Annotated in this window: 11 protein-coding genes and 1 pseudogene; 3 read left to right on the top strand and 9 right to left on the bottom strand. The window is 36.8% G+C overall.

What is annotated here, in order from left to right; all coding sequences use genetic code 11:
- Positions 1 to 257 precede the first annotated feature (257 nt).
- Entirely contained in the window at positions 258 to 779 is a 522-nt protein-coding gene (locus tag BLQ56_RS15460) for a DoxX family membrane protein (RefSeq protein WP_090856229.1), read from the top strand.
- 72 nt (positions 780 to 851) lie between these two features.
- Here BLQ56_RS15460 and BLQ56_RS15465 read toward each other — a convergent pair whose 3' ends face one another.
- The 6 genes from BLQ56_RS15465 to BLQ56_RS15490 all read right to left on the bottom strand — a co-directional run bounded on the left by BLQ56_RS15465 (position 852) and on the right by BLQ56_RS15490 (position 7,986).
- Complete coding sequence (locus BLQ56_RS15465) at positions 852 to 2,921, bottom strand: beta-galactosidase (protein ID WP_090856231.1); 2,070 nt, start codon at positions 2,919 to 2,921, stop codon at positions 852 to 854.
- Between the two features lie 184 nt (positions 2,922 to 3,105).
- Complete coding sequence (locus BLQ56_RS15470; protein ID WP_090856234.1) at positions 3,106 to 4,551, bottom strand: DEAD/DEAH box helicase; 1,446 nt, start codon at positions 4,549 to 4,551, stop codon at positions 3,106 to 3,108.
- A gap of 125 nt (positions 4,552 to 4,676) precedes the next feature.
- Entirely contained in the window at positions 4,677 to 4,877 is a 201-nt protein-coding gene (locus BLQ56_RS15475) for a cold-shock protein (protein WP_064094055.1), read from the bottom strand.
- A 222-nt stretch (positions 4,878 to 5,099) separates the two neighbouring features.
- Positions 5,100 to 5,474, bottom strand: coding sequence for a hypothetical protein (locus BLQ56_RS15480; protein WP_238457286.1), 375 nt, complete (start codon positions 5,472 to 5,474; stop codon positions 5,100 to 5,102).
- Between the two features lie 173 nt (positions 5,475 to 5,647).
- Positions 5,648 to 6,094: an anaerobic ribonucleoside-triphosphate reductase activating protein gene (nrdG, locus tag BLQ56_RS15485; protein WP_090856237.1), complete on the bottom strand. Its 447-nt coding sequence runs from the start codon at positions 6,092 to 6,094 to the stop codon at positions 5,648 to 5,650.
- Positions 6,091 to 7,986 carry an anaerobic ribonucleoside triphosphate reductase gene (locus tag BLQ56_RS15490; protein ID WP_090856240.1) on the bottom strand — a complete coding sequence of 632 codons (1,896 nt, stop codon included), beginning with the start codon at positions 7,984 to 7,986 and terminating at the stop codon, positions 6,091 to 6,093. Before BLQ56_RS15490 ends, nrdG begins: the two co-directional genes overlap by 4 nt.
- Positions 7,987 to 8,338: 352 nt before the next feature.
- Here BLQ56_RS15490 and BLQ56_RS15495 point away from each other — a divergent pair.
- Both BLQ56_RS15495 and BLQ56_RS23905 read left to right on the top strand, forming a co-directional pair.
- Positions 8,339 to 9,271: pseudogene (locus BLQ56_RS15495) on the top strand (glycoside hydrolase family 43 protein); the annotation flags it as partial.
- 3 nt (positions 9,272 to 9,274) lie between these two features.
- A complete protein-coding gene (locus BLQ56_RS23905) occupies positions 9,275 to 9,718 on the top strand; it encodes an RICIN domain-containing protein (protein ID WP_238457289.1) in 444 nt (147 codons plus the stop codon).
- A 146-nt stretch (positions 9,719 to 9,864) separates the two neighbouring features.
- Here BLQ56_RS23905 and BLQ56_RS15500 read toward each other — a convergent pair whose 3' ends face one another.
- From BLQ56_RS15500 to BLQ56_RS15510, 3 genes are all read right to left on the bottom strand, one after another.
- Positions 9,865 to 12,249 carry a GH32 C-terminal domain-containing protein gene (locus BLQ56_RS15500; protein WP_090856245.1) on the bottom strand — a complete coding sequence of 795 codons (2,385 nt, stop codon included), beginning with the start codon at positions 12,247 to 12,249 and terminating at the stop codon, positions 9,865 to 9,867.
- 266 nt (positions 12,250 to 12,515) lie between these two features.
- Entirely contained in the window at positions 12,516 to 13,358 is an 843-nt protein-coding gene (locus tag BLQ56_RS15505) for a PRD domain-containing protein (RefSeq protein WP_090856248.1), read from the bottom strand.
- Positions 13,359 to 13,529: 171 nt separating this feature from the next.
- The gene (locus BLQ56_RS15510; RefSeq protein WP_090856476.1) at positions 13,530 to 14,912 is read right to left on the bottom strand and encodes a sucrose-specific PTS transporter subunit IIBC; all 1,383 of its coding nucleotides are present in this window, start codon (positions 14,910 to 14,912) and stop codon (positions 13,530 to 13,532) included.
- Positions 14,913 to 14,914 lie beyond the last annotated feature (2 nt).

Below are 14,914 nucleotides of genomic sequence, written 5' to 3' on the forward strand. Positions count from 1 at the left end.
CATTCTGAGTGAGTAAATTCTTTTTTTAATTCATCCTCACATATCAACCAAGTATAGCACTTTTCATGGGGTGATGCCTGTCACTATCTAAAAAGACTGTTTTGCTACATTAACACTATGACTGTAATAAAAAGTTCACAACTTCTTGAATGAATTGTGAAGTTATTCACATAACTATTGTGAAAACATTCACAAGGTTGTAAGATACAGACATAGAGATAAATAAAAAATTATAAGAAATAAGGAGAGGATTCAAGATGATTAACACATTTTTAAGAGAAAATAAGATTGCAGCAGGCATTTTAACAGTGATTAGATTGTATCTAGGATGGACTTGGATGACTGGTGGATGGGGCAAAATTACAGGTGGTGGATTTGATGCTGCTGGATATTTAAATGGTGCACTTGCAAATCCGGTAGCTGATAAAGCAACAGGAGCAGCGCTTTATCCAACATACAACGCATTTATTGAAGGAATAGCATTACCAAACGTCGGACTCATTAACTTCTTAATCCCTTGGGGTGAATTCTTAGTAGGTGTAGGCTTGCTTTTAGGCTGCTTAACGACTGCAGCAATGTTCTTTGGACTGATGATGAACTTCATGTTCATGTTTGCTGGAACAGTGAGCACAAATCCTTGGATGGTATTACTAAGCGTCATTATATTAGCAGCTGGTGCAAATGCAGGTAAATTCGGAGCTGACTATTATGTGCTACCATATTTAAGAAAAGTGATGAAATTAGATATTAGCAAAGACACGAACACAAATGTAGCTTAATAAAGTTATCTGATATAATTAAAAACACAAAAGCTGAAGATTCAAATCTTCAGCTTTTGTGTTTTTAATTTATTATTTATTATTTCTTCTCTTTTCCACAATTCTAACACCATATTCCTCGAAGGTGACCTCCCCATGAAGTTCTTCTCCAGTCAATAAATCTTTTACAACTGAATCAAACACTACCGGTTGCTTTTCCTCAGTAAAATTCATGACAAACATATAGTCACTTTCTGGAGATTGTCGAACTTGCACTGAAACTCCTTGCCCATGTTTTATCTTTGCAACTGGCTCAAGCGTTAGTTCATTCATTAATTTCTGATAGAATGCTTGTTGGAATGAATGCTCTAAACGACCTCCAATATAATAAGCGTTTCCATTCTTATATTTATTACTGGTAACAGCAGGTGATTCTGCATAAAAGTCATCCTCATAGACAGCTTCAACATTCGCAGAATCCACTTCAATAATCGTGGCATAATCCTTTAACACATATGTTTCACCTTTATATTTGACTGAGTTTTTATCCTTTGGATATAAAGTATCAGTTTCAACAGGCTTCATACCGAAAATTTCCTGTAGATCCTTGTGCCAGCCCCCAAGATACGTTAAATCATGCTCATTTACTAACCCACTAATGTAAGTCATAATTAACGTACCACCACTAGCAACGTATGTTTTCAACCTAGCAATCGTTTCTTCACTGACTAAATAAAGCATTGGAACAATCAATAATTTATAAGATGAAAAATCTTGCTCCTTCGTAATGACATCAACTGGAATATCCTTTTCCCAAAATGCTTTATAATGTTTCTGCAAAGTTTGTGGATAAAGCTTAGTCTTAAGTCCAAACCCTTGTGCGTCATTAAGTGCCCAATTGCTTTCCCAATCATAGAGAACAGCTACATCTGCAGGGCGATTTGTACCAATTACCTCAGATAACTTCCCTAAGGTTTCCCCCACTATCGCCACATCTTTGAACACACGGTTTTCCGTACTGTTATCATGATCAACAACTGCACCGTGGAATTTCTCCGATGATCCACGTGATTTTCGCCACTGGAAATACAGAACACTATCAGACCCATGTGAGATCATTTGCATAGATGAAAGAAGATGCATTCCTGGACGTTTCGCTTTATTCACATTATGCCAATTGACGAGACTTGGAGTCGATTCCATTAATAAAAATGGTTGTTGTTTAAGACTGCGATATAGATCATTAATAAAGCCTACCTTTGACGCTAACTCAGTTGTACTTTCCCAATCATTGTGCCAAGCAGGGTATGCATCCCAGCTAATTACATCCAGATGTTTCGCAAACTTGCTATAGTCTAACGCCTGGAATGGAATTAGGTCATGAGTATCCGCCATAAAATTCGTCGTAATCGGTATCTCAGGTGTTAACTCTCTTAGTGGCACAATTTCATTTTTATAAAAAGAAATCGTTTGGTCCGTAATAAATCTTCGCCAATCTAGATTTAAACCGTGAACCATGCTTTCTCCAATGGGAGACGGTGATTCCACTTGTGACCAATCACTAATCGTATGGCTCCAAAATGGTCCCCACCAGGCATCATTCAACTCTTTAAGACTATGATTATATCTCTCTTTCAACCATTCCCTGAAAGCACATTGACACTTATCACAATGGCACTCTCCACCATATTCATTCGATATATGCCACATAAGGATAGCTGGGTGATTTCCATATCTCTCTGCCAATAACCGGTTGATAGTTTGAGTCTTGTCACGATATACGTCTGATGTAAAACAGTGATTATGTCTTCCACCATGATGCTGCTTAACCCTTGAAGCATTAACACGTAGAACTTCAGGATATTTTTGTGACATCCAAGCAGGACGAGCTCCACTTGGAGTGGCTAAAATGACTCGACCATCGATTTTATAAATATTGTCTATGATAGAATCAAGCCATTCGAAATGGTAAATGCCCTCTTCTGGCTCAAGCGCACTCCATGCAAAGATACCAACGGAAAAGGTATTTGTGTTTGCAAGCTGCATTAATTTGATATCGTCAGCTAAAATATCTGGTCGGTCCAACCATTGATCAGGATTATAGTCTCCTCCATGAAGCATAAAATCCGCTTTTGTCACATGGCTTTTATTAAGATTTGACATACTTCCTCCTCCTAACGCTTAAAATTTCTGTTACAACTATCTCACACGGCCAAACCACCTCAAATTAACTTAAAGCAATGTTGTTTCCCTGTTGTCGAATCAATCTTATGTACAAAGTTAATTATCCAAGAAATACAAAAAAAAGACAATTATGGTTTTCATAATCGTCTCCTTAATTACCATATTATTTAATCGCCGGACTAACCTTAAGCTTCTTTCCTTTGATTGTTGTATTTTCCATCGCTTGTAAAACAAGTGATCCTTTACCATTTAGGATATCCACATATGATAAATTTTCCTTGATCGTAATAATGCCAATATCATCTGCGGTAACACCAGGAATTTTTGCAATGGTTCCGACGAAATCTACAGCACGTATCTTCTTATTTTTCCCACCACTAAAATGAAGTTTTAAAATATCTTTGTTTATACGTGCAGTTTTATTATTTCTTACGACACGGCGTCCATTAATTTTTTCTTCAAAGGCTGCCATTTCTCGAGCAACTTCTTGTTGTGTAGGTGCTTCCATAACCGGGAGTTCGAAGCCCACATATCTCTCAATTGCCCTCCTGAATTTTTCTTCATAAGGGGTTTCAAACATAATCGCTTTTCCCTTATTCCCAGCACGCCCAGTCCGACCAGTTCGATGAACATAACTTTCTTTTTCCATTGGGACATCGTAGTTTATCACGATTGTGACATTATCAATATCGATTCCTCTTGCGGCTACATCCGTTGCAATCAAATATCGGAAATTCCCCATTTTAAAACCATCCATAACCGCGAAACGGTCCTCTTGTTCCAGCCCACCATGTAGTCTTTCACACGAATAATTAGCATTATTTAACTCATTGTATACTTGGTCAACATGTTCTTTTGTTCTACAAAAGATTATACAGCTATCTGGGTTCTCAACAACCGTTATATCTTTAAGTAGTGCAATCTTATCTTCTTCTTTTACTTTCACTAAACGATGCTCAATGGTTGAGGTTGTTATTCCACTGGAAACAATCTCAATATGGCTAGGATCTTTCATATACTTATGACAAAGCTTTTCAACATCCTCGGGCAAAGTAGCCGAAAATACCATGGTAACTCTATCGGAAGGAAGTTCCTTAATAATTGACTCTACTGTATCTATAAATCCCATATTCAGCATTTCATCTGCTTCATCAATAATTAAGTATTTTATTTTATCTAAACGAAGTGTTCCTCTTTCAATATGGTCCATTACACGACCAGGAGTCCCCACAACAATATGTGTTTTTTGCGATAATTCTTCTTTTTGTTTTGAAAAAGGCTCTTTTCCGTAGACAGCCAACGCTTTAATCCGTTTAAATCTCCCGATGTTTGTCAAGTCGTCACGCACTTGGGCTGCAAGCTCTCTAGTTGGTGTAAGAATCAATACTTGTGGATCTTTTTCCTCCCACTCAACCATTTCACAAATTGGGATTCCAAATGATGCTGTCTTTCCACTTCCTGTTTGTGATTTAACGACAAGATCTTCGTTTTTTAAAGCCTTGGGAATAACCTCAGTTTGAACTTCAGTTGGAGTCTCATATTTTAATACCTCCAAGGCTCTGTTAATTTCTTCACTTAACTGATACTCTTCGAAATTTTTTATACTCATGTAGTAACCTCATTTTTTATATGATTGATTATCTATAGGATTCTCTCTCCTATAAATCGTATTCAATTTTTGATTTCTTTTTACAAAACAAAAAGGACTCTAAATAAATAGAGTCCTTTAAACAATTATGCTTTGTTAACGTTAGTAGCTTGAAGTCCACGTTGACCTTGCTCAGTGTCAAAAGTCACTTTTTGGCCTTCGTCTAAAGATTTAAATCCTTCGCCTTGGATAGCTGAGAAATGTACGAATACGTCTTCTCCACCTTCAATTTCAATGAAACCGAAACCTTTTTCTGCGTTAAACCATTTTACTGTACCTTGTTGCATGTGTGTTTCCTCCTGTGTGGATCTAATCCACGTTTTATTACTAGAATTGCTCAATTAGATATCAAAGGCGAAAAGTTTAAATACTTATTACCTACAGACCGAACAATAATGCTCCTTAAGCATAGCAGATATCCTCGGGAAAAGCAAATAAGTATAAAATTTTATTTAATTCTTACACCTTTTTGCTTTGTAAAAGCATTCTAGGTTTTCTATTGTATATAGTTAAACATATAACTTCGAAACTTTTGTTATTACCTTTTTATCCTTCGCTGTAACTTTTTTGGGTTTGATAGGTGTACCCATTTTATAGTCAGCTTGTAATTCTAAAGAAGTAATTTGAAGATAAAATGCTATTGATTCTTTATCTCCACCAAGATATCCTTTTAAAATCTTCATTTTATCAGATGATCCTGTCATCTTCCACTTGTAGTCCCATTCGATTTCGTTCTTGTAGGTTGAATCCATCTTTTCCTTCAACCCTAGCGCTTCTGAGACAGCTTCCTCAGGTGTATTAAAGAATGAATTAGGCCTTTTTAGACGCTTTTTCTTCACTCCATCTCCTGCTTGAGCTTGGTATACCATACTAGTTATTGCCATATTGTTTGGTCATCCTTCCTTAGTGGTCTCGCCTTCTGCCAATGAGAATGAGCACCAGAAGACCTTCGGGTTATTCCCTTCTAACTAGTATACCCTAAAAAACCAATACCTACCAATTAGAAGGAAAATTTGTATCAAAAAGATTAAAGGCTCTAATAATCCAGTTTTAAACCCTAAGTAAGATAATGAATTTGTTGATTACGACTCCCACGAAATTTCAATGTTAAATCCCGCTCAGAAAGAATAAATTGGCCATCTACTAAAACATCGCAAAAAGACAGAAGTTCGAGCTTATGAATATCTCCACTTTTCCGAATTTCTTCTAATGTAAATCCTGTATAAGCCCAGATATTTTTCCCTTCCCGTTTTAACCTTTTTGCTACCTCCGCCACTTCCATTGCTTGTAAAAACGGTTCACCTCCACTTAAAGTTATGTTAGTTAGTGGATTTAATGCCGCTGCTACGACTTCCTCAACACACATCTCAATGCCATTCTCGATCCTCCAACTTGATGGATTATGACACCCCCGGCAACGATGTGGGCATCCTGAGAAAAAGAGGACGGTACGCAGTCCCTCCCCATCAACAACTGAATCATGAAGAATATTCATAACCTTCATCCCTGAACTCCATGGCGAACTCTGTGACGCTCTTCATTTACTTTCGCATGATTCCATTTACTCATATCTCCTACAAGATAGCCCGTTATACGCCTAATTCGGTTAAAATTCTTTTCATTTGTTCCCCCACAACTTGGACATTCGTTTTCAATAACCCCTGAATAACCACACAATTTGCACTGGTCTACAGGATGATTAATGCTACCATACCCAATATTATATTTGGCCATAGCTCTAACAATTGTATCCATTGCAGAAATATTATTCCGCACATTCCCGTCTACTTCGATATATGTGATATGGCCAGCATTACATAATTGATGAAATGGCCCTTCCTTTCGGATCTTATCAAATGCTCGAATCGGGTAGTAAACCGGAATATGAAAGGAGTTCGTGTAATACAATCGATCTGTTACACCCTCTATATATCCAAACTCTGCTTGATCTTTCCTTGTGAACTTACCACTAAGGCCCTCTGCGGGGGTTGCAATCAATGTGAAGTTCATATCATATTCCTCACTTGCTTGGTCCATTTTATCTCTCATAAAGGAAACAATCGATTTTCCAAGTTCCCATGCTTCATCACATTCTCCATGATGATTACCCGTAAGACTTTTAAGACATTCAGCAAGCCCAATAAACCCTAAGGACAAAGTTCCTTGCTTTAAGATTTCCTCTAATGAACTTCCCGAATTAAGCTCTTCTCCACCATTCCATATTCCTTGTGAATACAAAAAAGAAAAATCTCCTGCCTGTTTATTAGCTTGAAATAGATAACGATCGAACAATTGCTGAATGATGATATCTATATAATGATTAAGGTGGAAAAAGAACATATCTCTATTTTCTGAGATTAGTGCGAGCTTTACTAGATTAATACTTGTAAAAGATAAATTTCCCCTACCAACACTATTTTGAACACCGTGGCAATTGCCCATCACTCTAGTACGACACCCCATATAAGCAACTTCTGATTGTGGGTTACCTTCTTTGTAATACTCTAGATTGAAAGGTGAATCGATAAATGAGAAGTTAGGGAATAATCGTTGTGCTGTCGTTTCTAAGGCTAGCTGATACAAGTCAAAATTAGGATCTTGTTCATCAAAATTAACACCTTTTTTTAACTTAAAGATTTGAATCGGAAAAACAGGAGTTTCCCCGTTACCTAGTCCTGCCTGAGTTGCAAGTAAAAGATTTTTGACTAAAAGCCTTCCTTCCTTTGATAGATCTGTTCCATAATTAATAGAGGTAAACGGAATTTGTCCACCACCACGGCTATGCATACTATTTAAATTATGTATAAATGCCTCACATGCTTGATATGTAGTCTGCTCAGTTTCAGTCCATGCCTGTGCCTCTAGCATTTCATTTGACCAATTAGTAGAGTAACTCTTTAAACGGCCGTATATTTTATTGAAGGTTTTCTTTACATAAGGTGCTAAATCAACATCAAATGTCGGCATAGATTGACCTCCATGCTGCATGTTCTGGTTCGCTTGAAAAATAATCGTAGCCAACGCCATAGCACTCGTAATATCACTTGGTGAACGCATATATCCATGACCTGTATTAAATCCTCTTTCAAGTAATTTCCCTAGTGGGATTTGGCAACAAGTTGTTGTTCCACTTGAGTAATAATCAAGGTCATGTGGATAAATAATGTTTTCCTCCATCGCCTGTTTCGTTTCAGTTGTTAACAAATATTCACGCACGTAAAACTTTGCACTTTCACTTGCAAACTTACTCATTAGTCCACAAGGGCTACGTCCATCAACATTAGCATTTTCCTGAAGTAACTCTTGATTCGTTCCGTTCACAATTTCATGAAAGGATTGGTATAACTCTTGTAACACATCTTGATCCTTCGAATGAGATATCGTTAATTGTTTCATATTAGTCCCCTTTTGCCCTCACTTTTTAGACTACATATAGTATCGTTAAAATACAAATAATCCACATGTTGTATTATAACAAAAATAAACCACTTGTCAGGGAGCTTAATAGAAAAGTCATAAATGCGTCACAAAGAAACGAAATTTAAAAATATTTGCTTGTTTTAGAAAATACTTTTCTCTTAATCTCACTTATCCATTGACAACGCTTTCAAAATGATGATTAACTAATGAAGATAAGGTAACATTTTAATTATTGATTTACACTTTCATTAATTAGTATGTTATCTAATTTTACAAGAAACGGAGGAGATTTTCGATGAGAAAAAAGAAACGATTGAACGCAAAAACGATGCTTTTGGCAGTCCTCATGGTATTCGCACTTACTCAAACTTCATCTGCCGATTTTTGGGAATTATCTGGTGATGCCATGCTTCATGATCCTTCAATGATCAAAGAAGGTAATACTTGGTGGGCTTTAGGAACAGGTGAGGTTGATAAAAATGGACTTCGTGTTTTGCGTTCTGACAATGGTACTAATTGGTCTGCAACACCAGTTATTTTCCCACAACCTTTATCATGGTGGAGTAACTATGTTCCACAACATGAAACTAATCAATGGGCCCCAGATGTACAATTCTACAATGGGCGATACTGGGTTTATTATTCTGTATCGAAATTCGGGACTAATACTTCCATGATAGGTCTTACTTCCACAGAAAGTATAAGCTCTGGAAATTGGAGAGATGATGGTTTAGTGATAAGTTCCAATTCATCTAATAACTATAATGCCATTGATGGCGATTTAGTAATTGATGCAAATGGAGACCCATGGTTATCTTTTGGATCTTTCTGGTCAGGTATCAAGTTAACTAGATTAGATAAAAACACGATGAAACCAACAGGACAACTTTATTCTATTGCTGCTAGACCGAATCATCCTGAGCATGCTATTGAAGCACCTAACATTTCTTACAAAGACGGATACTACTATCTTTTTGTCTCATTTGATAAATGCTGCCAAGGCCTAGACAGTACATATAAAATTGCATATGGCCGTTCAACTAGCATAACAGGTCCATATTTAGATAAAAATGGAGTAAATATGCTTAATGGTGGTGGTACTATATTAGATGCAGGAAATGATAGATTTATTGGACCTGGTCATCAAGATGTCTATAATAACAATATCATTGTTCGCCATGCATATGATGCTCAAAATAACGGCCTCCCTAGATTGCTAATCAATGACCTTTATTGGGATTCTAATGGATGGCCAACATACGATATTAACGCAGCAGGAGTTTTAAGCGGTTCCAAATATAAGCTAGTTAACCGTGCTTCTGGTAAAGTAGCTGAAGTAACAGCTAAAAGTACTGCAGATGGAGCAGATGTCGTTCAATGGTCAGATAACGGTGGAACAAATCAGCATTGGACCATAACAAATCTTACAAATGGTTATTCTAAACTAGTGAATGTAAATAGTAAAAAAGCATTAGAAATATATAGTTGGGATACAACAAATGGCGGTGACGCTGTACAATATTCAGATCTTGGTGGTAACAATCAACAATGGAGCTTAGTCCCTATAGGAAATGGCTACTATAAAATAATAAACCGTCATTCCGGTAAAGCTCTCGATGGTTTTGGCACAGCTAACGGGTCAGATATTATACAGTATGATTACCTTGATGGAACTAATCAACAGTGGCAGCTTGTGAGGGTATACTAAACGATAAATAGGTGAGGCTTCCCCATAAATGCCTGGTACTACCATCAATATCTAGTCGATCTAAACTTTGTTCAATAACTAGATACTGTGAGAGTAGTGCCTGGCACTTCCTTTTGGGACAGCCTCTTTCCAATTACATCATTACCTTAATCTCTTTCTTTTATTATCGCTGTTTCTAAACTCCATACCCTTAAGGATCGTACAAATGGCTCTCCATCAATCCCATATACTTCTAATCCTTTTGATTGTTCTAACATTGGAAATACACGGGAGGAGATACTTATTTCATTATTCACATATGCTTCCACAATTGATTTATCTATAAATATGTGTAGCTTTAAGTTATTGTCTTCAAGCACTATTTCTCCACCTTGAATCCCCTTTTCAATTGTAGGATTTTTACTAGATCGCCCCCGATCAATATTAATAGTATTCGTTTCATTCTTATAAAAAATAAATGTTTCTTCCTCATAATTTCGTTCTTTTAATATTTTCAAACCTGCATCTTTCGTAGAAGATACATCCAATTCCAGCTCTATTTCGACTTGATCGCTTTGAATCTTTTCAAGCTGTATATTCGCTTCTTCCATCGTGGCATTTTCAATAGATACCAACTCTTCACTACGAAGTGATTGAACTTCATCAATTGGGCGAATTCCTAGCTCTTGTTTATGATTCAAATAAATCTCAAGAGGTAGCCCAGCGCCATGTGCCCATCCTGATTCATATTTTTCTATTTCTGAACGGCGGTCTTGTAAAAGACTTGTAACGATAGTACGACCTTTTTCGTCTGCAAATCCTTGTGCTCCTGTAAAATGTTCTCCATAATCAAACATTTTTGGCTCCTCAATGTCTGGAATAAATTCGAGTGTATTAGAATCCCATGTTCCAATCCAATAAAACGTAAATCTAGATGCATATGGACTACTAGACATAAAATAGGGACTTATCATAAAAACATATTTTTGCTGGCCTGTCTGATCATTTTTTATTGGCACTAAAAAAGGCAACTCCCATACATCTCCTGTACGCGGGAATCTCACTTTATCGCCAATCATGAATGGTTTTTCGTAATTCCAGTGTTCCATATCATCTGATGTATAGAGTAGAGCTGTTCCACCTGATTCCTCTACACCTGATCCAACAAGTTGATACCATTTATCCCCATCTTTCCATACATATGGATCACGGAATTGCCCAAACATAACTTTTCCTTTCGGTGTATCAATATTTTCTTGTTGAATAGTAATAGGACTAGGGTTCATATTCCAATTATTCAAATGGACATCATTTGCATCAACCGGACGAGCAATTCCTGTCATTTGATTAGGCGTCATTTCATCGTGTCCTGCTGTGTAAAATAACACCGGGATTCCATTTTGATCGAATGTTGCACTACCTGACCATACCCCATCACGAGCAACCGTATCCTCTGTTGGACTCAGGGCAATAGGTCGGTCTTCCCAATGAATCATATCGTTACTTGTAGCATGTCCCCAATGAATTTGATGCCAAAAAGGACCCGCTGGGTTAAACTGATAAAATAAATGATAGTTCCCTTTATAGTAAATCGGCGCATGTGGTTCATTCATCCAATGCTGTGGAGCAGTAAAATGGTAGTTGGGGCGATAGCGATCTCCTTTATAAACCGTTCTATCAAAAGAGGTACTTGGTTTTGGTAATTCATTGTGAAAATAGTTAAGGACTTCTTTATAATGCCCCTTAACAGTTTCATCGCTGAATACCTTATTGTACAGTGAAACATTATCCATTAACCCATTAAACATATTAGCTTGGAAAATATCGGAAACTGCAACTGCCTGATTATGTTTACCCACCAGCAACGGTTGAGTATCAGCAGGTGTAAACAAACTATTTTCGGGCACTTCTATTTCTTCTACGATTTTACCATTTAAATAAAGGGTCAACTTATGATTTTCTTTATTAAATTGTGCCACAACATAAGACCATTGATTTTTTGGCAAAACTTGTCCTTTAGGCGACCATATTTCATACCATTCACCGTTAAGTGCTAGTTGAAACGTTATATAACCATGTCGTCCCATACCTAGGACAAACCCCTGATTTTTTTCTTTATCATGTTGATTAATAATGACGGATGCTTTACCTTCGTCTCCCCATTCATACGCTCTCGGTGCAACCCACGCTTCAATAGCAAAAGATTCTTCTGTTTTTTGAACCTTATCCGGGGCTATTTCCAGCCAGTTTGAATATCCATCAAATAAAAGTGATGTACCGCTAATGCCGTCTTTCCATTCTGGATCTGATTTAAATGTATAATGAATATTTGATCCTTCCAATTGGGAAAGATCAGTAGTAACATTTCCATTGCCTTCATCAAATCCCCATTGATGTAATGCTTGATCACTTAGTGCTAGTGCTAGTTGAGTGTTGCTTATATTATTAGTTGAAGTAACTTCAGCTTGCTTCGTTTTTGTGAACATTAAAAAACTTGTACTAAGACATATTGCTAACACAATTAGCCCTATCCATATTTTTTGCTTGATCATATTAAACTCCTTATCTAGGTCCTCACAATAAATGCGAGTTAATCAAACACTCGCACAAAAGAAAGTTATGCTATAAGCTTCGACATCCATATTTTTTGAAAAAAATGGCTTCGTTAATTACTGATGTTGATATGACCTATTTCAAGGTATTTTATGTAGGGAATCCGAACTGCCTACATGAGTTGATACAACAATGTTTTAGAAAGCTTAGTATAAACCCAACCAGTCTTTTAAATAAAGGAAGTACCTTTGAAAGGAAAACTGTCCTATGCCAAGACTAGTCGATCATAAATCCGTTGAATTTGCATTGTAATGTAAACTAGCTCCATTTCAGGCAGTTCAAATTCATACTCTCTCTTTACAAATTGACCCACTTTTCGGGCACAAGAATAAGCTTCTTGATATTTTTCTTTGATAATTTGGATCATCTCTGGCTCAAGGTCAAGAAACGATTCGCCGAATTCTGAACGCTGAACAGCAAAGCGCAAATGAGTAACAAGTCTTTCATAAGAAACCGTTTCTACTGGTATTTCGATATTAAAACAAGCTTCTATTATTTCAATCATGTCTACGATCATCGTCGTGATATCCAGTGTTCTCTGCATATCTCCCGCATTCATCTTTGCAGTGTGAATATGGAGAGCAATATAACCAACCTCATCCTCCGGTATCTCTATGTCTAGCTTTTCTTTGATAAACTCTTTAGCCCAAAGGCCAATTTGAAATTCCTTTGGATACAAAATTTTGATTTCGTTTAGTAAGGTATTCTTAATAAGCATTCCATCATTTAAGCGTTCAAACGCAAACGATAGATGATCAGTAAGTGCAACATGAATATGCTCGTTCAATGAAAGATCTAATTCTTTTTCTGTATAAGCTATAATCTTTTCCGCTACCTGAATATGCTCCTCAGGTAGGGTTTTTACAATCTCTTCAAATTGTTCATATTTTGACCTGTCTTTCATCACAAAGATGTTCTCAATTTTAGTTTTAGGTACAGGATCGTTCTTTTTTCTTTGGTATGCAATTCCTAATCCAGTAACTATTTTTTCCTCTCCCCGGTCATTAACTACAACTGTATTATTATTTAAGATTTTTTTGATTTTCATGGTGTTCCTCCTTCTCTATCTTCCTATCTCGGTTTATATTAATGATGATCTTAAAGAGAATTTCGCACCCAGTAATCAATTTCTTGGTTTACTATATCTTCAATTGAAATTGTAACCGGCCTAGTTTAAGAAATAGCTTTGTTTTTAGCTAATAGATCCCACTTGTTTCTATTACAATTTTTCTTCCTTTATTCCGATAATAAGGGTGACAACAAACGCCGAAGCAACAGCAATGACGAAACCAATAAGATAATGAATAAGATTAGTTATACCCATTGGCGCTACAATGGCAATCATCGGAATAGCTGTTAACCCATATGAATTCGCAACAACTTCAGTAGATACAACATACGCACCGCCCAATGCTCCACCTATTGCTGCACCAATAAAGGGCTTTACTAATCGAAGGTTAATACCAAAAATCACCGGTTCAACGATACCTAAAAAGGCTGAAATTGCAGCAGGAATTGCAATCTCCTTTAACTTCTTATTTTTCGTTAGGATAAAAACAGCTAAAGCAGCTCCCCCTTGGGCAACATTCGCCATTGACCATATGGGTAGCAGAAAGTTGATTCCCACTTCAGGATCTGCAAGCAATCCTGCCTCAATAGCATGAATCCCATGGTGTAGACCGGTAATAACAATAAAGGTGTATAGTCCACCGAAAAGAAATCCTGCCATAAATCCACCATAGTGTATAAAGAATTCAAGGCTGTTAGTAACCAAATTGCTTATCCACATTCCTAAAGGACCCATCACTAAAAGAGAGATAAAACCTGTTAAAGTAATAGTTAAGAATGGAATTAAAAATAAATCTAAGGTGTTGGGCACCCACCTTCTTAAACCTTTTTCAATTTTACTCATGACATAAACTGATAACAAAATAGGGATTACAGTCCCCTGGTAACCGATTAAAGGGATCTGAATACCAATAATGTCCATAAACTCTGGAGTACCGTTTCCGAGTTCCCTAGGGTTCATAAGAGATGGATGTGTTAGGATGCCTCCCATTACAGCACCTAAAAAGGGATTGCTTCCAAATTCTTTAGCTGAACTGAAACCTATTAATATTGGTAAAATAATAAAGGCTGCACTTGAAAAAATATCAAGCATTCTCATCCAGGCACTATCGAGTGGAATCATATCAAAAGCTTTAACCATACCGATAAACCCCATAAGTAAACCACTAGCCACAATCGCAGGGATAATGGGTATAAAGATATTAGTTAAAAGCTTAACAAGCCGAGAAAATCGATTTGTTTGCCCCTTATTCTCTTCAATCTTCTGTTGAAGGTCTAAAGATTTGGTTTCTTTTTTTTCCATCAATTCCTTATATATCCTATTTACCCGACCTCCCCCAAAGATAATTTGGATCTGGCCTGATCTCATATAAACCCCTTCAACACTCTCCATTTTCTCAATAGAAGGTAGATCAACAATTTCTTCCTTTTGAAGGACTAGTCGAAGGCGAGATGCACAATGACTAGCTCTAGAAATATTCTCTTTTCCACCAACTAACGGCAATAATTCATTTACAATTTCTTTTGAATTTATCC

The organism is Litchfieldia salsa, assembly GCF_900104555.1.
Classification (GTDB): Bacteria; Bacillota; Bacilli; order Bacillales; family Bacillaceae_L; genus Litchfieldia; species Litchfieldia salsa.

Excerpts from the sequence above, each read along its gene's own strand:
- BLQ56_RS15490 (WP_090856240.1), bottom strand. The coding sequence starts at position 7,986 with ATGAAACAATTAACGATATCTCATTCGAAGGATCAAGATGTGTTACAA.
- BLQ56_RS15505 (WP_090856248.1), bottom strand. The coding sequence starts at position 13,358 with ATGAAAATCAAAAAAATCTTAAATAATAATACAGTTGTAGTTAATGAC.
- BLQ56_RS15475 (WP_064094055.1), bottom strand. The coding sequence starts at position 4,877 with ATGCAACAAGGTACAGTAAAATGGTTTAACGCAGAAAAAGGTTTCGGT.
- BLQ56_RS15470 (WP_090856234.1), bottom strand. The coding sequence starts at position 4,551 with ATGAGTATAAAAAATTTCGAAGAGTATCAGTTAAGTGAAGAAATTAAC.
- nrdG (WP_090856237.1), bottom strand. The coding sequence starts at position 6,094 with ATGAAGGTTATGAATATTCTTCATGATTCAGTTGTTGATGGGGAGGGA.
- BLQ56_RS15465 (WP_090856231.1), bottom strand. The coding sequence starts at position 2,921 with ATGTCAAATCTTAATAAAAGCCATGTGACAAAAGCGGATTTTATGCTT.
- BLQ56_RS15480 (WP_238457286.1), bottom strand. The coding sequence starts at position 5,474 with ATGGCAATAACTAGTATGGTATACCAAGCTCAAGCAGGAGATGGAGTG.
- BLQ56_RS15460 (WP_090856229.1), top strand. The coding sequence starts at position 258 with ATGATTAACACATTTTTAAGAGAAAATAAGATTGCAGCAGGCATTTTA.
- BLQ56_RS15500 (WP_090856245.1), bottom strand. The coding sequence starts at position 12,249 with ATGATCAAGCAAAAAATATGGATAGGGCTAATTGTGTTAGCAATATGT.